This is a genomic window from Sorangium sp. So ce128, from assembly GCF_051525245.1.
GTDB lineage: Bacteria > Myxococcota_A > Polyangia > Polyangiales > Polyangiaceae > Sorangium > Sorangium cellulosum_B.
In genome coordinates this window covers 1,278,026-1,297,414 of sequence record NZ_CP150313.1, presented here as the reverse complement: position 1 = coordinate 1,297,414, position 19,389 = coordinate 1,278,026, and the positions used below count along the sequence as shown (strand labels likewise).

The window sequence follows — 19,389 nt, the reverse complement described above, 5'->3', positions numbered from 1 at the left end:
CTTTCTTCTGCCGCCTCCTGTCTTCCGTGCGCGCACACAGGCGGACGCGGGCGAGGACGGCAGACGCATGGCGAGACGAGCGAGGACGCCCCCCTGCTCGCAGCCCGAGGAGATCCGCTTGCCCGACGCCAACATGACGACATCCGCCCTCAACTCCGCGCTCGGCGGAGAGATTCGGTCCCTCCGATCCGTGATCGCCGCGCTCACGCCGGTGATTCAAGCGCGGGTCGGCCGGGCGCTGCACCGGCGCCGCGCGCGGTTGACGGGCGGCGCGGACGATCGCATGGACGACCTCGTGCAGGACGTGTTCGTCGAGCTGTTCCGCGACGACAGCCGGGCGCTCCGCGCCTGGGATCCAGCCCGCGGATTGAGCCTCGCCAACTGGGTCGGCCTCATCGCCGACCAGAGGGTGGCGGCGGCCTTCCGCTGCCGGAAGCGGCAGCTCGACGCCGCGGCGCTGCCGCTCGACGACGCGCCGGAGGAGGGCGCCCGGTCCGACGACGATCCGGAGGCCAGGGTGCTCGCCCGCGACGCGCTGGAGCGCCCCCTCGGCCTGCTCCGGGCGGAGCTCAGCCCCCTCGGGCGTTCGCTCCTCGAGGCGCTCCTCATCGAGGAGGAGCCGATCGCCTCGGTCTGCGCGCGGACCGGCATGAGCGCCTGCGCGGTGCAAGCCTGGAGCAGCCGCCTCAGGCGGCGGTTCGCGGCGCTGGCCGCCGGGGGCGGCGAGCACGCGCGGAGCGGGCCCGGAGGACGGAGCAGGGCGGCCTCGCTCTGCGCATGAGCGCAGCGGCCTCGCAGCGCGCCGCCTCCGCCCGCGCCACGTGCTCGCGGGGCACCACGATGGGCCAGAGCCTCACGGCCCAGAGCCGCTCGGCGCCCTCCAGGGTGAGCGTCAATCGATCCCCTTCGATGCGAAGCTGCACGGCGACAGTCTAGCTGTTCGCGAGCGCCTGGCGAGCAGCTGTCGCTGCCAGATTGCCGCCATGGTGAAACGCAGCGAAGAAGAAAAAGACACGTGATGTCAGATGTGGCGAGCGTCGCGCATACTCCTCTATCGACGACGGCGAGACGCCCGGCCTTCGGATGGCGGCGGCGGCTCGCCCCTCACCACAGCGATGGGAGAAGACATCATGTTTCATGACACGAACCTGCGCTCGATGAAGATGCACCTTTGCGCGCTGCTCGCGACGACCGCGGCGCTCACGACGCTCCTCTCCGCGTGCGGCGCCCCGCCCGTGGGCGATCTCGAGGCCGCCGAGGAGGAGACCCTCTCCGAGCAGGCGGATGCGCTCGCGGGGCCCGCGGGCGGCCGCCTCACCTGCGCTGTCGTCCGCTGTATGGACGGGTTTGTCTGCGAGGAACGGAAGGGGAGGGCCGCGTGCGTGCCCGCCCCGATGCGCCAGTGCGTGACCGACGCCGACTGCAGCCTCGTCGACAATTACTGTGGAGGCTGCAACTGCAACGCAGTCCCCACGGGCACGCCCGCGCCCAAGTGCCTGGGAGACGAGGTGGCGTGTTTCGTCGCGCCGTGTTCCGGCCTCACCGCTTCCTGCCAGGCCGGAGCGTGCGTGATCGCGAACGAGCTCTGACAGAAGCCCCCACGACGACGTACCGAGCCGCCGCTCGCCCCTGCGCGGCTCGCCGTCGCCCTCGCGCGAGGCGCCGGCGCTCGCCTTACCCCGGATCGCGCCCGGGGATCTCCGGCCGCACGCGCACGCTCTTCCACCGCGCGAGCTGAACGAGCCCGGCGGGCGCGCCCCGCGGCTTGCTCACGTCCCCGGCCCTGCAGACGTGGACCTCCACCTTGGCGGCGCTCCGCGCCTTCGAGTACCACGCGGCGGCCGCCGCGGCGCGCTCGACCACCTCGCGCGGGACCTCCACGCGCTCGGGGTTGCGCACGATCACGTGGCTGCCCGGCGTGCCGCCGGCCACGTGCAGCCAGAGATCGTGCGGCTCGGCGACCTCGAAGGTGAGCGCGTCGTTGTCCTCGTCGCCGCGGCCGACGAGCACCTCGAAGCCATCGATCGTGAGCGTGCGGTACGGCCGCCCCTTGCTGCCCATGCCGGCCCCCGCCGTCAGCCGGGCGCTGCGCCGGCGCCCGGCTGCGCAGGCCTCGCCGGCGCCCTCGCCTCGCCCGCCACCTCGGCGGCGAGCCACGCGAGCAGGTCCCGCACGACCTCCTCGCGGTTGATCTCGTTCAGCATCTCATGGCGCCCGCCGGGGTAGAACCGCTGCGCCACCCTGCGGAGACCGGCGGCGCGGTACGCCTCGATCATCTGGGTGACGCCCTTGAGCAGCCCGCCGACCGGGTCGCGAGAGCCGGAGAAGACGTAGATGGGCAGGTCCTTCGGGATGCGCGAGAGCCGCTCGGGGCGCGCGAGCGCCGCCATCGCGTCGAGCAGGTCGACCCAGAGCGAGGTCGTCGCCGGGAAGCCGCAGCGGGGATCGGCGATGTACACGTCGACCTCGGCGCGATCGCGAGAGAGCCAGTCGAAGGGCGTGCGCGTCGGGGCGAACATCTTGTTGAAGCTGTCGAAGCTCATCGTCTGGAGGAGCTGGCTCTTGCCGCGCTCGCCCAGCCGCCGCCGCTCGGCGCGGGCCACGAGCCGGCCCGCGTCCACGAGCGCGTTCGCCTTGCCCGCGGCGCCGGAGAGCACCGCGCCGTCGATCGAGCCGCCGTGCTCGCTCAGGACCTCCTGCGCGAGCGCGGCGCCCATGCTGTGGCCGAAGAGGACGACCGGCAGGCCGGGGTGCTCGCCGCGCGCGCGCGCGATGAGCTGCGCGAGATCGCGGACGACCCGCTGGAAGCCGCCCTGGCTCGCGAAGAAGCCGAGCTCGTCGCTCCCGCGCGCCGTCGCGCCGTGGCCGCGGTGGTCGTTCGCGTAGACGGCCCACCCGTCGGCGCAGAGCGCCTGCGCGAGGCGCGCGTAGCGGCCCGCGTGCTCCGACATGCCGTGCGCGACGTGGACGACGCCGCGCGCCCCGCCCTCCGGGAGCCAGCGGTACACGAAGAGCTCTCGGCCATCGTCCGCCTGAAACGTGAAGGTGTCCGCGGGCATCGCGGGCCGACCCTACCACCGCTCCGCGCGCGGCTGACCACGATTCTCGATGCTTCCGCGCCGAAAGGAGTTTTCGGTACGGTCCTCCATGGCATGAGGTTCGCACAAAGGCCGGCCATGCCCGAGCGCCGATCGTTGCCCGTGCTCTCGTTGCGCGACACCGTCCTCTTCCCTGGGATAGCGACGCCCATCACGGTCGGACGGTTGAAGACGCTCCGAGCGGTGGAGGCCGCCCTCCGGGTCGAGGGAGAAGACAAGCGCATCTTCGCGGTCGCCCAGCGCGACGCCGCCGAGGAGCCCACCGCGGGCGGCCTCTTCTCGATCGGCGTGATCGCCCGCATCACCCAGGTGCAGCGGTTCGGGTCGGGCCTTCAGCTCGTGCTCTACTGCGAGCGGCGAGCGGCCGCGCCCCGCTACACCGAGGTCGACGGCGTGATCCGCGCCCCCGTCATCGAGCTCGCCGATCTGCCCCTCCGTCCAGAGGAGGACGGCGCCCTGGAGGCGCTCTCCCGCGAGGTGCGCGAGCGGGCCGTCGAGTACGGCCGCCACCGCGGCGCGCCGGAGGACGTGCTCAAGCAGTTCGTCGGCAGCATGTACGGCCCGGCCGAGCTCGTGAACCACATCGCCTTCTACCTGGACCTCCCGACCCCCGAGAAGCAGGCGCTGCTCGAGATCCTCTCGACGGAAGAGCGGATGCGCAGCCTCGCGCTGCACCTCTACCGGCAGATCGGCATCGTGGAGACCCAGGAGAAGATCAGGACGACCGTCGAGGAGGAGCTCGGCGAGCGGCAGCGGGAGATCTACCTGCGCGAGCAGCTGCGCGCGATCCAGAAGGAGCTCGGCGAGGAGGACGACGAGAACGCCGCCGCACGTCTTGAGCACAAGCTGCAGCGGGCCAACCTGCCGGCGGAGATCCTGCAGGAGGCCCGGCGCGATCTCGCGCGCTTGCGGCGCATGGGGCGGGAGACGTCGCCGGAGGCGCAGGTCCTCATGACGTGGCTCGAGTGGGTGGCGGATCTGCCCTGGAACCAGCGGACCGACGACCACGTCGATCTCGATCGGGCGCGGGCGATCCTCGACGAGGATCACTACGGCCTGGGCGACGTGAAGGACCGGGTGCTCGAGTTCCTGGCCGTCCGCAAGCTGCGCCTGGAGCAGGCGAGGAGCGAGGGCGAGCGGAGCCGCGCGATCTCCCGCGGGCCGATCCTGCTCTTCCTCGGTCCGCCCGGGACCGGCAAGACGTCCATCGCGGAGTCGATCGCGCGGGCGCTCGGGCGCAAGTACGTCCGCGTCTCGCTGGGCGGGGCGCGCGACGAGGCGGACATCCGCGGCCACCGGCGCACCTACGTGGGCGCGATGCCCGGCCGCATCCTCCAGGGGATCAAGCGGATCGGCTCCAAGAACCCGGTGATCGTCCTCGACGAGGTCGACAAGCTCGGCGCCTCCTACCAGGGGGATCCTGGCGCGGCGCTGCTCGAGGTGCTGGATCCGGCGCAGAACGACGGCTTCGTCGATCACTACCTCGGCCTGCCGTTCGACCTGTCCGAGGTGCTGTTCATCTGCACGGCGAACTTCCGCGAGACGATCCCCGCTCCGCTGTTCGACCGGATGGAGCCCGCGCTGTTCGCCGGGTACACCGAGCAGGAGAAGCACGAGATCGCCCGGAAGTACCTGCTCCCCCGGCAGCGGAAGGAGTGCGGGCTGCGCGAGGAGCAGCTGCGCGTGACGGGCACGGCGCTCGGCGGGATCATCAGCGGATACACGCGCGAGGCGGGCGTGCGGCAGCTGGAACGGACGCTCGGCGCGCTGGCGCGGAAGGCCGCGCGCCGGATCGCGGCCGGCGAGATCGAGCGGGCTGTGGTGGGCGTCGACGACGACGTGAAGGAATTGCTCGGCCGCGCGAGGATGCGCCTTGAGCGGAGGCTCCAGTACGATCAGCCGGGGGTCGCGACCGGCATGTATTACACGCAGGTGGGTGGCGACATCATGCACGTCGAGGCGAGCGTGATGCCCGGCAAGGGCGATTTCGTCCTCACGGGGCAGCTGGGCGACGTCATGAAGGAGAGCGGCCGCGCGGCGCTGAGTTATGCGCGCGCGCACGCGGCGGAGCTCGGCGTGCCGTCCGATCGGCTGCAGCGGCGGGACGTTCACATCCATGTTCCGGCGGGGGCGGTACCGAAGGACGGGCCGAGCGCGGGCGTGACGATGGCGGTGGCGCTGGTGAGCGCCCTGTCGGGCAGGCCGGTCAGGAGCGACATCGCGATGACGGGGGAGATCACGCTTCGCGGGACGGTGCTGCCGATCGGGGGGATCAAGGAGAAGGTGCTGGGGGCGCACCGCGCGGGGATCTTCGAGATCCTGCTGCCGGCGGACAACGAGGCGGATCTCGACGATCTGCCGGCCGAGGTGAGGAGCTCGCTCGAGTTCTACCTGGTGAACACGCTCGACGAGGCACTCGCGCTCTGCCTGCGGCTCCGCTCGATCCGGCTGGAGGCGCCCGAGGAGATGCCGCACGCGCGGGCGTCCTGACGCGCCTCAGGTGGGCGGCGGGGAGACCGGCGCGCCGTCGCCGCCGAGCGTGTCGGCCGGCGCGCCGGCGGCGCCGAGCGCATCGGCCAGCGCGGCGGCGGCGGCGGCGGCGAAGGCGTCGAGCGTGGCGGGCTCGGTCCAGCGGGTCGCCTCGCGGGCGTCGAGCGCGTGGTGGGTCTCGACGAGGATGGAGGGCATGGAAGGGCGGCGCAGCACGAAGATGCGCTGTCCCGGGGGGCGCCGGTCGAGGAAGACGCCGGGCTGGGCGGAGTCCGGCGCGTACAGGCCGCTGTACGCGGCGCCGTCGTAGGGCAACAGGCCTGCTTCTTCCATGCGCCTCGCGAAGCCGCGCGCGAGCGCGAGCCGGAGGGCGCAGAGGGCGGGCTCGCCTTCGTCGGACCACAGGACGGCGAACCCCGGCGCGGCGAGGCTGAGCGGGCACTGGCGGCCCTGGCCGGGCGACCACGTCTCGGTCTTGCCGCGCACGTCCGAGTGCAGGCTGACGAAGGCGTCGGCGCCCCACCGGGCGGCGTCCTCGACGCGCTCCGCGTAGGGCAACGGACGGTCGCCGGCCCTGCCCACGCGCGCCTCGAAGCGCCCGGTGGCGTTGAGCCGCTCGGCGAGGGCGCGCGCCGCGGCGAGGGTGAAGTCCTGCTCGTCGACGCAGAAGCAGGAGAGGTTGCCGGAGTTGCCGGGGGCGCCATGTCCGGCGTCGAGGTAGATGCGGCGGACCCCGAAATCCCGTGGAAAGACGGCGGAGGGGGCGACGACGCGGGCCCCTGGAAACGGCCACCCGCTCGGCGCGATCGGGAGCTTGAGGGCGCGCCGCGCCGCGATCTCGCGCGGGGAGCCCGGGGCGAGCGCCCGTGAGAGGGCGGCGGCGCCGGCGGCGCCGGCGAGACCGAGGACGAGCTTCCTGCGCGAGATCACCGCGGCTCCGCTTGCTATCAAAGGCGGAGCGCGGCGTCAGGTTCTCGGCAAGCGAGCGTGGCCGAGGTGACGAAGGGGGCGTGACGTGGCGACATCCCGAGATCACCCGGGACGTCCGAGAGCTCGTGACCCGGCGTGCCCCGCGCCTCGGCCGGAACCCCGCTACTGGGCCGGCGTGTAGCAGACCTCGAGCTTCGGCCGGGGGGCGATGTTCGTTTGCTCGCTCGAGCGGATGTCGGTCCGACCGTTCACGTCGTGGAGCGCGACGCCGTGGTTCGGGGAACCATCCACCCAGGACTGGACGAGGGCCGCCACGTTGGCGGTCACGACGGCGCTCGCCTGGGCGACGGTGGTGATCGAGGCCTCGACGGCCGGGTTGTATCCGGGGAAGTTGCCGGCGTGCACGGTCGACTCCTGCCAGGGGCCGTTCACGCGGTGCAGCTCGATGGTGCTGGCGCTCGCCTTCCACGTGTGAGACAGCGAGAGGGTCGCGGATTCGACGTCGGAGCCCGCCGGGATGAACGACAGATCGAAGGCCAGCACGCCCAGCTGCACGCCCTCCGGGAACGTATTCATGACGACGTACGGGTAATCGCCGTACGGCCACGAGACGCCGGGCTGGATATGCGCATCCTGCACGCTCCCGTAGGTGCCGCGCTGCACGACCACGCACACGGGCTCGGCGGGCGGGGGGGGCTCGCAGGCGTCACCGATGCCGTCGGCGTCGGCGTCGGCCTGGGAGGGGTTGGCCAGCGCCGGGCAGTTGTCGCACGAGTCGAACACCCCGTCCTGATCCGTATCTGCGGCGACCACGGTGACGTTATCGAGCAGCGTCCCCTGGCCGTTCGAGATGCCCAGGTCGTTGAACTGGAGGCGCGTCGTCGTGCCGGAGGCCACGAGGGTATAGGTGTGATTGGCCCATGCGGAGCTGGCGGTCGTCAGCGTGGCCACCTGCTGGCCGCCCCAGACGACGCCTAGCACGTTCTGGCTCGCGCTCGTGCCGGGGCGCGCGGCGAAGGCGAACCGGAGCTGGTAGGTCGCTCCCGGGACGGTCGTGAGGTTCTGATAGATGCCGCTCGAGTTCGTGGCGTCCAGCTCGACGTGCTGGTCGCCGTGCGCGGGGTTCATGCCGTTCGAGTGGTCATAGACCTGGATCTGACCATAGGCAGCCTGCCAGCCGGTGATCGAGCCGTTGTAGATCGACGACGTGCCGGGCCACACGTCCGGCGATTCGAAGCTGCCGTTCGTCACGATGTTGCCGGAGGGGAGCACCGAGCAGGAGACGAGCGCCGCCGCGCCCTCGCCGATGGCATCTTCGGTATCGTCGTGCGGCTCGGCTGTAGCCATGCAGCCGGAGATCATCGAGGCGAGCGCGAGCGCAGAGGCAGAGATCGACAGATAGGCGGTTCTCATAGGAGAGCTCCTCGTTGCGGCGCCGGCATAGCGGCGCCGCGCTGTGCGGCGAGCTGCCGCACGCTGTTGACTTAGGAAATACTTCTTCCAAACTGGGCGATGCTGATACGGTGCTCCATTTGCCCGAAGGCGGAGCGCTGAAGGAGTCATTCGTCAACCAGCGCGTGCGGCACGACGGCGCAATGGGACGGCCGTTACCAGGCGCTCGCCTCCCGGATCGTGGCCGACCTCGACCTCCCTGGCCCCAGGAGGATCTCACCCCCCTTGGGGGATGAGGGGCGTCGCCGGCCGGGCGATCGATGGATGAAGTCGGGCGAGCGCGGTCACGAGCGATTCTTGCAGCAGTCAGCCGTAGCGCTGTCTGGTTATATCATGAAATGGGCGCGCGGATCATCGTCTTTCGCACCAGCCAGCGCCGCGACGAAAAAGGCTGTCCCCCTGATCTCGTGAGAAAAAGAGCCATGGTGGGCACCGCGGGCGCCGAGGGAAGAGGAGAGAGCAAAAATTCTTCATCTCTCCTCTTTCCCGCTGCGTTTCGGCGTCTTCGGCGTCTTCGGCGTCTTCGGCGTCTGTCTTGCTTCTACGATTCAATTTCGCCAGGTCACGGAACTGGGGCAAAATTGGTCACTGGGGCAAAATGGGACGACCGGGCCCGCTCACCCCTCACCCGCTCTCCGCTCCCGCAGCGGCAAGAGCAGCCCGAGGAAGACGACCGAGATCACGGTCCCCAGGGCGAACAGACCTGCATAGCCGAGCCGCTGGGCGACGGCGCCCGAGAGCCACACCGCCGGTGATTTGCCGAGCACCTCCACGCTGGCCAGCAGCGTGTAGTGCGTCGCGCCGACCGACCGCCGGACACGCGACATCATGAAAGCGAACACCGCCGTCGTGAGCGCGCCGCCGAAGAGGTGCTCGGCCACGGTGACCGCGACGACGGCCTCCGCGGTGGGCGCCCCCGCCGCGGCGAGATACCACTCGCCCGCCATCGCGACGGTGCGCAGCGCCGAGGTCACCGCGACGGCGGCGAGCAGCGGGATCCGCTGCGACAGGAGGCCTCCCGCGAGCGAGCCGGCGATCGACGCGACGAGGCCGTACGTGCCTACCCAGAGGCCGATCCGGTGCGGCGGGAAGCCGGCGTCGACGAGGAACGGCTTGAACATCATGTCGACCATCGCCTCGCCGAGCTTGTAGGTCCCGAGGAAGGCGACGACCCAGAGCGCGCCAGGCGCCCGCAGGGCGGCGAAGACCGCCGCGAGCACCTCGCGGAGCGACCGGCGCGCGTGCGCCTCGAGCTCGCTCGCGGGAGGCTCGCGCAGCGCGAGCGAGGCCAGCGCCGAGAGGAGGACGAGCGCGGCCATCGCCCCGAACTGACCGCCCCAGCCGATCCAGGCGCTCGCCCAGACGAGCAGCCCGCCCGCGACGAGCATGCCGACCTTGTAGCCGACCACCTGCGCGGCGTTCGCCAGGCCGAGCTCACCGCGCCCGAGCAGGTCGATCGCGAGCCCGTCGACCGCGATGTCCTGGGTGGCCGCGAGCAGGTTCATCAGGAAGACCAGCGCGAGCAGGGCGCCGAGGTGGCGCGACGGCGGGACGAACGCGGCGGTCGCGCACGTGAGCGAGAGCAGCACCCCGAGCGGCAGGATCCACGAGCGGCGCCTGCCGAGCCGCTCCCAGCCGTAGCGGTCGACGAGCGGCGCCCAGAGCGCCTTCGCCGCCCACGGGAGCGCGAGCGCGCCGGCGAAGCCCACGCCGGAGAGCGAGACGCCGCTCGCCCGCAGGAAGACGGGGAGCGCCGTCGCCTGGAAGCCGAACGGAATGCCCTGTGCGAAGTACAGCGCGGCGAGGGCGGCGATCGTGCCGACGCGCGTTCGGTCTGCCACGACCGACGATCGTAACCGAGCGGACGAGCGTCGGTCGCCGGAAACACGGACACTGGCGTACGTTTCGATCTCGATCTCGATGAGCACGCCGCAACGACTCACCCCGTCTGCCGGCCGGACGAGCCCGCGCCGATGATCGCCGACACCTTCTCTCCGCGATCGCTCGCGCCGGCGGGCGAGGTCCGGGTGCGGTGGCTGGGCACGGCGGGGTTCGCGATCGAGCACGCCGGCGCGGTGGTGCTCATCGATCCCTATCTCACGCGCGCTTCGCTCCGCCGTTGCGTGGTCGGCCGGCTCGTCCCCGACGTGGCCGCCATCGCGCGCCACGCGCCGCGCGCCGACGCCGTCATCGCGGGCCACACCCATTTCGATCACGCGCTCGACATCCCGGAGATCGCGCTCCGCACCGGGGCCACGGTCTTCGGCTCGCGCTCCGCGGCGGCGCTCTGCCGCGCCGCCGGCGTCCCCGCGGCGCGCGTGCGCGACGTCGAGCGCGCGCCGGGCGGCGAGCCCGTGGTCGGCGAGGTCGGCCCGTTCCAGCTGCGCTTCTTCCCGAGCGCTCACGCCCGCCTGCTGCTCGGCCGGGTCCCCTTCCCCGGCGACATCTCCGATTGCGACCAGGTCCCGCTCCGGGCCGAGCGTTACCGGTGCGGCGCCGTCTTTGCGGTGGAGATCCGGGTCGCGGACCGGCGCATCGTCCACCTGGGCAGCGCGGAGCTCGTCGAGGCGGGCCTCGATTGCAGGGAGCCCGATCTGCTCCTTCTCTGCGTTGCCGGCTGGACCACCTCGAGCGCTTTCCCCGAGCGCGTCGCGCGCGCCCTGTCGCCGCGCGCGGTGCTCTTCTCTCACTGGGACAATTTCTTTCTGCCCCTCGATCGCCCTGCCGTCGCGCTCCCCGCGATGCAGGGAGAGCGCCTGGCAGAGCGCCTCGGCCGGGCGTCGCGCGATGTGAGGATGGGCGTGCTCCCCCTTCTAGGCGAGGTGTGGCTCTAGAGCGGCGGTCACCCGCGTCGGATACGGGCCCACCTCGACGTTTTCGGTGCTCAGCGCACCGGAGTGCGCTTCCGCGCCGAAAACGCCGATCTGGGCCCGTCTCCTGTGCGGGTGACCGCCGCTCTGCTCTAGGTCGAGGTGCGTTGTTTGCTCGCCGTCCCTGGGGACTTTGTACCAGGGTGGGGGGGAGCGGGGATGCCTTCCCCGGCCGGCGCGCTGCGTGCGAGAGGCCGCGCGGCGTCGTCTCGGCCGTCGCTTGCGGCCATGGTGGAGCTCCGGCTAGATTCGCGCGCGCATGAGCGCTTCCCGTCGCTGGCCCTCCTCGCGCGCGAAGCGCTCGTCGCGGCCGCTCGCCATCACCCGCTTTGCTGGGCGGGCATCACAGATCGGGTGAGGATACCTTGATTTCGTTCATCGCCGCCTTCAACCTGCCGGACGCGAGCGACCGCGATCCCGGCGCGTTTCTTCGCCGCGCGGCGCTCCTCGTCGGCGAGCGGATGTCCTCCATGGGCCCGGAGCCCCGGACAACGGTGGAGGTCCTGCCAGAGGTGGGCGGCGGGTGGGCGCTCCTCACGCCGGAGCCGCCGGCGCGGCTCGCCCTGCTCGATCAGGTGGTCACCGACACGCACGCTTTGCTGTTGTTCGGCGAGCTGCAGGGCGAATCCAGGGCTGCGCCCGCGAGGGCCGTCCTCCGCGCCTGGACGTCGGGCGGCGGGGACGCGGTGGCTGCGCTCGATGGCAATTTCTCCGCCATCGTCGTCGACCGCGCTGAGCGCACGGCCTCGGTGATCTCGGATCTGCTCGGCCGCCGGGCGCTGCGCACCCTGCACGCGGACGGGGTCCTCTACGTCTCTCCGCACGACGTCGCGCTCGTGGCGACCGGGGCGTGCCCTGTCGAGATCGACCACGCCTCGGCGTGCTCGATCATCACCGCGGACTGGTCCATCGGCGGGCGGCCGCTGCTCGCGCGCGTCGAGCCGGGCGATCCGGCGCACTGGCTGCGCCTGCGGGGCGGACGCCTGGAGCGGCTCCCCGCGCCGCTCGGGCTGTTCGAGCGCCGCATCGACGCCCGTGACGCGGCCGCGGTCCGGGAGCGAATCGACCGGATCGTCGACACCATGCGCGAGAACACGCGCTTCGCCGCGGCGGGCTGCGACACGGTCCGGGCCGATCTGACCGCGGGCATCGACAGCCGCGCGGCTTTTGCGCTGGTCGCGTCGATCGTGCCGGCGGAGCGCATCGTCGCCAAGACCACCGGCGCGACCGACAGCCTCGACGTGCGCGTGGCCAGGCGCATCGCCGCCCTCGTGGGCGCACGCCACGAGCACCGCGAGCTGGATCTGCCCATCCACGACGATTTCAGCCGTCACGCGGATCTCATCGCGTTTCACATGAACGGCGATTCCAGCGCCAAGCGCGCGATTGACAGGTATCCGAGCTGGGACGACCGCCCCCTGGGCTTCGAAGGGGGTGGAGGCGAGATCTTCCGTGGCTATTACTATGCTCGCCCCGGCCAATACACGCGGGTGGCTCGCGCCAACGCGGACGACGTCACGGCCTTCTTCGCCCGGAAGTGGCGCCGCCCGACAGCGCTGAGCTTTCGCTCACCCGATCCTCTGGCCGCCGTCCGCGAGCGCACCCGCTCGGTGGTCGAGGCGATGTTCCGGCGCTCGCCCGACCTCCACGACGTGCTCGATCAATTCTACCTCTTCGAGCGGTATGGCCGCTGGGGCGCGATCACGTCGCGTTTCGCCTGGTGGAAGACCTTCTCCCCGTACGCGAGCCCGTCCGTCGTGCGGCTGGCGTTCGGCCTGCCCTCCCCGATTGGCACGCACGCGGGCCTCCACGACGCCATCGTGCGCCGCTTCTTGCCGTCCGCGCGCGGCATCCTCGTGAACGACAACTCCCTGCTTCCGCTCCAGGGGCCCGGGCTCACGCGCCTGCTCGCGCGCGATCTGCTCTATGTCACCGGCGAGCTCTGGCGAGCGGCGACCGCGTGGCGCGGCCGCTCGGGCAAGAAGCGCCGCTCGGCGGACGCCATGCGCGCCGACATGCTCGCGGGGCCGCTCCACGACCACGCGCGCGACGTGCTCCTCTCGCGAGACAGCATCGCCGTGGACCTGCTCGGGCACGAGCCCGTCGCCCGCCTGCTGGACGAGCACAGGGCGCGCCGGCAGCACCTGGAGAGCCTGTGCAACCTCCTCAGCATCGAGCATTTTCGGCGCCTCGCCACGTCCACCGCCGCGGCCGCGTCCAGCCGCTGACACCGGGTCGCGCAGGGCCCCTCTCAGGGGCCCGGCCGCTGGGCCGCACTTCCCGCGCGGCCGGAACCGTTCCTGGTCAACGCGCTGCCAGAGCCCGCCCCTCTCACGGCCCGGCGCGCAGGAACGCCACCTTGATCCGCTTCTTCCCCCACCCGGAGAACTTCACGGTCGCGATCGGATCCGCCCCAGGATCCACGCTCTCGACCACGCCGGGCCCGAACCGCTCGTGGTACACCCGCATCCCGCGCCGCAACGCGAGCCCCTCGCCGCCCTCGGCGCCCGGGTCGACCGCCTCCCGCTCGACGTACCGCTCGCCCGGCGCCCGGTCGGGGACGTCCATGCCGCGCGCCATCGCCCCCCTCGCCGGCTCGCCCTCCCGCGAGAACCGCGCCCCTGCGAACCGCTCGTCCGCCTGCGCCCCGGGTCTCCGCTCGCGGCCCTCCCACGAGCGCTCCTGGCCGCCGAACCGGAGCCCGGGCGCGGCGTACCCGCCGCCCCCGCCGAACCCGCCCTCGACCCGGCGCTGCGCCATCATGCTGGCGGGCGTCGCGATCCCGCGCACCGAGGCCGGCGGCAGATCCGCGAGGAAGCGGCTCGGCAAGCCGTAACGCGTCTGGCCGAAGATCGCCCGCCGCGCCGCGTGTGTGATCCAGAGCCGCTCGCGCGCCCGCGTGATCGCGACGTAGGCCAGCCGGCGCTCCTCCTCGATGTCGCCCTTGCGGTTCGGATCCTGGCTCCGGAACGGGAACAGGTCCTCCTCCATGCCGGTCAGGAACACCGCGTGGAACTCCAGCCCCTTCGCGGCGTGGATCGTCATCATCGCCACCTTGGGCACGTCCGCGAGCGCGTCGACGTCCGACACCAGGCTCACCCGCTCGAGGTAGCCCGCGAGCGTCGCCTCGTCGCCCGCGGCGGTCGCCTCCTGCTCGTAGTCGACGAGCGACTGCACGAGCTCGCGCAAGTTCTGGAGCCGCGCCTCCGACTCGACGCTGTCCTCCTGCTCGAGCGCCTTGGCGTAGCCCGACCGCGCGAGCACCTCCTCCGCCAGCGCGCTCGGCGAAGCGCTCTTCGCCTCGGTCATGAGCCCGTGGATCAGATCGCGGAAGCCGAGCAGGCTGCGCTTCGCCGCCGACGCGAGCGGCGGCAGCTGGCCCCCCGGCATCGCCGACGGCGGCACCCGCCCCTCCAGGAGCGGATCGATCGCCTCGAACAGCGACACGCCCAGCAGGTCCGCCGCCTGGATGAGCTTGTCGACCGTGCTCTGGCCGATCTTGCGGGCGGGCACGTTGATGATGCGGTTGAGATCCACGTCGCTCTTGGGGTTCGCGATCACGCGGAGGTACGAGAGCAGGTTCTTCACCTCCGCCCGCTCGAAGAAGCGCGTGCCCCCGATGATCTGGTACGGGATGCGCGCCTCGCGCAGCACCTCTTCGAGCACGCGCGACTGCGCGTGGATCCGGTAGAACACCGCGATCTCGTTCGGCGAGACGCCCTCCGCGATGAGCTCGCGGACGCACTCGACCACCCACGCCGCCTCGTCGTGCTCGCTGTCCGCCGCCACCACGTCGATCGGCGTGCCGTCCTGGTTCGCCGTCCAGAGCTCCTTCGGCTCGCGATCCGACGCGTGGCGGATCACGCCGAGCGCGCCCCGCACGACGTGCCCGATCGAGCGGTAGTTCTGCTCGAGCTTCACCACCGTCGCGTGCGGAAAATCGCGCCGGAAGCCGCGGACGATCCGGACGTCCGCGCCGCGCCAGCGATAGATGCTCTGGTCGTCGTCGCCGACCACGCAGAGGTTGTCGTGGCTCTTGCAGAACGCCCGGACGAGCCGGTACTGCACCTGGTTCACGTCCTGGAACTCGTCCACGAGCACGTGCCGGAAGCGCCCCCGGAGATCCTCGCCGGCGTAGCTCGTCGGGTCCTCCGCGATGCGCAGCACGGCGAGCAGCAGGTCGTCGAAGTCCACCGCGCTCGCCGCCTTGAGGTGCCGCTCGTACGCCTCGAAGCACCGCGCGATCGCGTCGTCGAAGTAGCCCTTCCGCTCGAACTCGGCGGGCCCCCGCCCCTCCTGCTTCTCCGCGTGGATGCGCGAGAGCACCTGGCGGGGCGGATAGCGCCGATCGTCGAGGTTGAGCTCCTTGAGAACGCGGTTCATGACCGCCCGCTGATCGTCGTCGTCGTAAATGACGAAGTTCTTGTCGAGCCCGGCCGCCTCGTGGTGCCGGCGCAGCAGGCGCGCGCACACCGCGTGGAACGTGCCCACCCAGAGGTCCTTCACGATGTCGGCCCCGATGAGCCCCTCCAGCCGGCGCTTCATCTCGGTCGCCGCCTTGTTCGTGAACGTCACCGCCAGGATCCGGTAGGGCGGGACACGGTGCGTGACGATGAGGTTCGCGATCCGGTACACGATGACGCGGGTCTTGCCGCTCCCCGCGCCGGCGAAGATGAGGAGCGGACCCGCCGCGTGGCTGGCCGCGCGCGCCTGCGGCTCGTTCAGCTCCTCGTGAGGGAGGCCAGGCTCGGGCGGCGGAGAGCGGTCGGCGTCGTGTGCGGCGAAACGATCCACACGGGGTCGCTAGCACGACCTCCGCGCGAGCGGGAGCCCGCCGAGCCCCGGAGCCCCGAGCGGCGCTCTCCTGCTTTTTCCCCGGCAAATCACGCCCGCTGGCCGTAACCTCGCACGCGCGTGCGCCTCCGGCAGAGCACCGGGGGAGCCGCGGCCCGGACGACCGGCACAGGAGAGACCATGCGCATCGCGCTCACGCACAACCTGAAGATCACGGGCTCCGCCGAGGAAGCCGAGTTCGACAGCCCGGAGACGATCGCCGCCATCGCCGGCGCGCTCGAGCGAGCCGGGCACGAGGTCGAGCGGATCGAGGTCAGCGGCCCGGCCTCCCGGGTCCTCGCCCGGCTCGAGGCGCTCCAGCCGGACCTCATCTTCAACACCGCCGAAGGTCACAAGGGCAAGACGCGCGAGGCGTTCTATCCGTCGCTCTTCGACGAGCTCGGCATCCCGTACACCGGCTCCGACGCCTACACGCTGAACGTCGCGCTCGACAAGTCGCTCACGAAGCGCGTCCTCGCGAGCTACGGCGTCGCCACCCCGCGCGCCCGCCTCGTCAACCGGACCACCCTGGACAGCGGCGCGCTCGACGACATGAGCTTCCCCGTCATCGTGAAGCCGAATTTCGAGGGCTCCTCCAAGGGCATCTTCCGGGAGTGGAGCGTCTGCGAGGACGCGCACCACCTCGCCGAGGTCGTCGAGCGGCAGCTCGCGCGCTTCGAGGCGGGCCTGCTCGTCGAGCACTACATCGCCGGCATCGACGTCGCGTGCGCCTTCGTCGACGGCCTCAAGGAGGCGAACGGCGCGCGCTCGAGCGGCACCGGCATCCCCGAGGGCGTCCTCACCCCGATCGAGTTCGTGATCGATCCCCAGGTGCCGGGCAGCTACAACGTGTACGACTTCAACCTGAAGCACGCGAAGCCCGAGCAGGTCACGCGCCGGCCCGCGCAGCTGCCCGCAGCCACGATCGAGCGCATCCGGGCCATCACGGCGCGCGTCGTGCGCGCCCTGGACCTCAAGGATCACGCCCGCTGCGAGTTCCGGGTCACGCCGTCCCCCTCGCGCAGCCAGGGCCACGACGTCCACTTCCTCGAGGTCGACGGGCTGCCCACCCTCCAGCCGGGCGCCAGCGTCTTCGTCGCGGCGGCGCAGCGCGGCGTCGACTTCGACGGCGTGATCCGGGCCATCGTGAGGAGCGCCTGCAAGCGGCGGGGGCTCCTGCCGCTCCTGGAGAGCAACCAGCCGCGGCGGGCGAAGCGGACCGCGCTCCGCGTCGGCTTCACCTACAACATGAAGCGGAGCGACACGGCCGCGGCCGACAAGGCGGGCCCCGGCACGATGCACGACCTGGAGGCCGAGTTCGACTCGCCGCGCACGATCCAGGCGATCGCGAGCGCCATCGAGAGCTACGGCCACACCGTGGTCCCGCTCGAGGCGACCCCGGACCTGCCGCGCGCGCTCGCGGCTTCCGGGGTCGACGTCGTCTTCAACATCGCCGAGGGGCTCCGCGGCCGCGGCCGCGAGGCGCAGGTGCCGGCGCTCTGCGAGCTGCTCGGCATCCCCTACAGCGGCTCGGACGCGACCACGCTCTCGCTCGCCCTCGACAAGGGCCTCACGAAGCAGATCCTGCGGGCCGCCGGCATCGAGACGGCCGAGTGGCAGGTGGTCACGACCGGGCGCGAGAAGCTGAAGCCGTTCCGCTACCCGGTGATCGTGAAGCCCAACGCCGAGGGGACCTCGAAGGGGATCACGTCCGCGTCCGTCGTCAAGGACGAGGCCGCCGCGCGCGCCGCGGCGAAGCAGCTGGTCGATCGCTACCACCAGCCGGCCCTCATCGAGGAGTACATCACGGGCCGCGAGTTCACCGTGGGCCTGCTCGGGGAGCGGCGGCCGAAGGTGCTGCCGCCGATGGAGGTCGTCTTCGTCGACCCGCCCACCTACCCCGTCTACGGCTACGAGGAGAAGCAAACGGACACGCCGCGCGTGCGCTTCGAGTGCCCCGCGCAGCTCACGCCGTCGGAGCTCCGCCGCGTCGAGAAGGTCGTGCGCGACACGTTCGCGGCCCTCGGGTGCCGCGACGTGGCCAGGGTCGATCTGCGCATGGCGAAGGACGGCAGGGTGTACGTCATCGAGATCAACCCGCTGCCCGGCCTGACGCCCGACTTCAGCGATCTCTGCGTGATCGCGAAGGTCGCGGGGATGGATTACCGGATGCTGATCGGCGAGATCCTGGCCGGCTGCCTCAAGCGCTACCGCGACGCCCGGGCCGCCACGGCGCCGCGGCCCGCGTTCACCGCGGCGCCGCCTGCGGCGGGCGCCGCCGCGCCCTCCGCGAGCGCGTCGGGCGCCTCGCCGGCCGCCGATCCGGGCCTGCTGGCCGCGCCCGGCCCTCCGCTCGCCGGGCCCGCGCCGCTCCCGGCGGAGGCCGCGCCCCTCTCCGACACGGTCTCCGTCGCGAACGGCGAGGTCGCCGGCCCATGAGCGCGCCCTCGACCGCGCTCAGGCGCCCTCGGCTGCGCGATCTCGGCGTCGCGATCGGCCGCTTTCCGACCGGTCCGGAGAACGCGATCACGGACGTCCCTGGGGTGCGGGTCCACCACGTGACCAAGATCGAGGGCGAAGGCGAGCTCGTCCCCGGCCTCGGTCCGGTGCGCACGGGCGTGACCGCGGTCGTCCCGGCCGACGGCGACGTCTTCCTCGATCGGGTGTTCACCGCGAGCTACGTGCTCAACGGCGCGGGCGAGGTGACCGGCCTCTCGCAGATCAACGAGTGGGGCCTCTGCGAGACGCCGATCCTGCTCTGCAGCACGCTCTGCGTCGGCCGCGTCCTCGACGCGACCGTCGCGTGGCTCTCGCGCAAACACCCCAAGATCGGCAAGGACTACGACGTCGTGATCCCGGTCGTCGCCGAGTGCGACGACAGCTTCCTCAACGACGCCGTGGGGCGCCACGTGGCGCAGGCCGACGTCGACGAGGCGATCGACAACGCCCGGGGTGGCCCCGTGGCCGAGGGGTGCGTCGGCGCCGGCACGGGCATGCAGACGTTCCACTTCGCGGGCGGGATCGGCACCTCGAGCCGGTCGGTCCCTGTCGGCGGAGTCGACGCCCTCGTGGGGGCGCTCGTGCTGTCGAACTTCGGCGATCGCGAGCTGCTCCGCGTCGATGGGGTCCCGGTCGGGCGGCTCATCAGCGACCGCTTCAACCACGTCCCGCGGCGGGGCCCCGCCGGCTCGATCATCGTGCTCGTCGCCACCGACGCCCCGCTCATCCATCGTCAGCTCGCGCGCCTCGCGCGGCGCGCCGCGCTCGCGATCGGCCGGACCGGCGGGTATGCGGCCAACAACTCGGGCGAGATCGTCCTCGCCTGGAGCACCGCGAACCGGGTGCCTCGCGTCACCACCGAGCAGTGGAGCGCCCCCCGGTCGAGCCGCTCGCTCAGCGTGCACCCCCTCGCGCCGGGCCGGCACATGGCCGAGCTCGTCCTCGACACCGAGGTCGACGCGCTCTACGAGGCCACCGTCGACGTGGTCGAGGAGGCGATCCTCAACGCGATGTTCGGCGGCGTCGACATGACCGGCCACAGCGGACACCACGCGCCGGCCCTGCCGCTAGACGCCGTTGCCGAGATCCTGAAGCAGTACCGCCCCCCGCACCCCTCCGACCCGCCCCCCCTCTTCTAGCGCCCCCCGCCCCCTTCTCTCCGGCAAAGGCCCCGCCGAGCGGCGGTCACCCGCACAGGAGACGGGCCCAGATCGGCG

General features: G+C 72.0%; 13 protein-coding genes. 7 read left to right on the top strand and 6 right to left on the bottom strand.

Features of this window, described 5'->3' with window-relative positions:
• Window positions 1-67: 67 nt before the first annotated feature.
• Window positions 68-781, top strand: coding sequence for a hypothetical protein (locus tag WME82_RS04970; protein WP_438041872.1), 714 nt, complete (start codon window positions 68-70; stop codon window positions 779-781).
• A gap of 349 nt (window positions 782-1,130) precedes the next feature.
• On the top strand, window positions 1,131-1,589 hold the full coding sequence (locus tag WME82_RS04965; protein WP_438041871.1) for a hypothetical protein: 459 nt from the start codon (window positions 1,131-1,133) through the stop codon (window positions 1,587-1,589).
• Between the two features lie 85 nt (window positions 1,590-1,674).
• Here WME82_RS04965 and WME82_RS04960 read toward each other — a convergent pair whose 3' ends face one another.
• Window positions 1,675-2,061, bottom strand: coding sequence for an NFACT RNA binding domain-containing protein (locus WME82_RS04960; RefSeq protein WP_437744383.1), 387 nt, complete (start codon window positions 2,059-2,061; stop codon window positions 1,675-1,677).
• Window positions 2,062-2,075: 14 nt separating this feature from the next.
• Window positions 2,076-3,059, bottom strand: coding sequence for a lysophospholipase (locus WME82_RS04955; RefSeq protein WP_438041870.1), 984 nt, complete (start codon window positions 3,057-3,059; stop codon window positions 2,076-2,078).
• A gap of 117 nt (window positions 3,060-3,176) precedes the next feature.
• Here WME82_RS04955 and lon point away from each other — a divergent pair, with 117 nt between their 5' ends.
• A complete protein-coding gene (gene lon, locus WME82_RS04950; RefSeq protein ID WP_438041869.1) occupies window positions 3,177-5,588 on the top strand; it encodes an endopeptidase La in 2,412 nt (803 codons plus the stop codon).
• Window positions 5,589-5,594: 6 nt separating this feature from the next.
• Here the strand turns inward: lon and WME82_RS04945 are convergent, their stop codons facing one another.
• The 3 genes from WME82_RS04945 to WME82_RS04935 form a co-directional block, all read right to left on the bottom strand.
• Window positions 5,595-6,518, bottom strand: a complete 924-nt coding sequence (locus WME82_RS04945; RefSeq protein ID WP_438041868.1) for an N-acetylmuramoyl-L-alanine amidase family protein — start codon at window positions 6,516-6,518, stop codon at window positions 5,595-5,597.
• Window positions 6,519-6,680: 162 nt separating this feature from the next.
• Window positions 6,681-7,931: a DNRLRE domain-containing protein gene (locus WME82_RS04940; protein WP_438041867.1), complete on the bottom strand. Its 1,251-nt coding sequence runs from the start codon at window positions 7,929-7,931 to the stop codon at window positions 6,681-6,683.
• 656 nt (window positions 7,932-8,587) lie between these two features.
• Window positions 8,588-9,811, bottom strand: a complete 1,224-nt coding sequence (locus tag WME82_RS04935; protein ID WP_438041866.1) for an MFS transporter — start codon at window positions 9,809-9,811, stop codon at window positions 8,588-8,590.
• A gap of 132 nt (window positions 9,812-9,943) precedes the next feature.
• Between WME82_RS04935 and WME82_RS04930 the strand changes: the two genes are divergently transcribed.
• Entirely contained in the window at window positions 9,944-10,804 is an 861-nt protein-coding gene (locus tag WME82_RS04930; RefSeq protein ID WP_437744376.1) for an MBL fold metallo-hydrolase, read from the top strand.
• 401 nt (window positions 10,805-11,205) lie between these two features.
• The gene (locus tag WME82_RS04925) at window positions 11,206-13,068 is read left to right on the top strand and encodes a hypothetical protein (RefSeq protein ID WP_438041865.1); all 1,863 of its coding nucleotides are present in this window, start codon (window positions 11,206-11,208) and stop codon (window positions 13,066-13,068) included.
• A 103-nt stretch (window positions 13,069-13,171) separates the two neighbouring features.
• On the opposite strand, the gene WME82_RS04920 is transcribed toward WME82_RS04925, so the two are convergent.
• Window positions 13,172-15,634 (bottom strand): ATP-dependent helicase, encoded by a 2,463-nt coding sequence (locus WME82_RS04920; RefSeq protein WP_438041864.1) that lies wholly within the window; start codon window positions 15,632-15,634, stop codon window positions 13,172-13,174.
• Window positions 15,635-15,814: 180 nt separating this feature from the next.
• On the opposite strand from WME82_RS04920, the gene WME82_RS04915 reads away from it, so the two are divergent.
• Window positions 15,815-18,112: a D-alanine--D-alanine ligase family protein gene (locus WME82_RS04915; RefSeq protein WP_438041863.1), complete on the top strand. Its 2,298-nt coding sequence runs from the start codon at window positions 15,815-15,817 to the stop codon at window positions 18,110-18,112.
• Window positions 18,109-19,311, top strand: coding sequence for a P1 family peptidase (locus WME82_RS04910; protein WP_438041862.1), 1,203 nt, complete (start codon window positions 18,109-18,111; stop codon window positions 19,309-19,311). The genes WME82_RS04915 and WME82_RS04910 overlap by 4 nt, the downstream gene beginning before the upstream one ends.
• Window positions 19,312-19,389 lie beyond the last annotated feature (78 nt).

Bases quoted from the DNA above. Each gene is read 5' to 3' on its own strand.
- WME82_RS04940 (WP_438041867.1), bottom strand. From the start codon at position 7,931: ATGAGAACCGCCTATCTGTCGATCTCTGCCTCTGCGCTCGCGCTCGCC.
- WME82_RS04915 (WP_438041863.1), top strand. From the start codon at position 15,815: ATGCGCATCGCGCTCACGCACAACCTGAAGATCACGGGCTCCGCCGAG.
- WME82_RS04960 (WP_437744383.1), bottom strand. From the start codon at position 2,061: ATGGGCAGCAAGGGGCGGCCGTACCGCACGCTCACGATCGATGGCTTC.
- WME82_RS04930 (WP_437744376.1), top strand. From the start codon at position 9,944: ATGATCGCCGACACCTTCTCTCCGCGATCGCTCGCGCCGGCGGGCGAG.
- WME82_RS04910 (WP_438041862.1), top strand. From the start codon at position 18,109: ATGAGCGCGCCCTCGACCGCGCTCAGGCGCCCTCGGCTGCGCGATCTC.
- WME82_RS04955 (WP_438041870.1), bottom strand. From the start codon at position 3,059: ATGCCCGCGGACACCTTCACGTTTCAGGCGGACGATGGCCGAGAGCTC.
- WME82_RS04965 (WP_438041871.1), top strand. From the start codon at position 1,131: ATGTTTCATGACACGAACCTGCGCTCGATGAAGATGCACCTTTGCGCG.
- WME82_RS04970 (WP_438041872.1), top strand. From the start codon at position 68: ATGGCGAGACGAGCGAGGACGCCCCCCTGCTCGCAGCCCGAGGAGATC.
- lon (WP_438041869.1), top strand. From the start codon at position 3,177: ATGCCCGAGCGCCGATCGTTGCCCGTGCTCTCGTTGCGCGACACCGTC.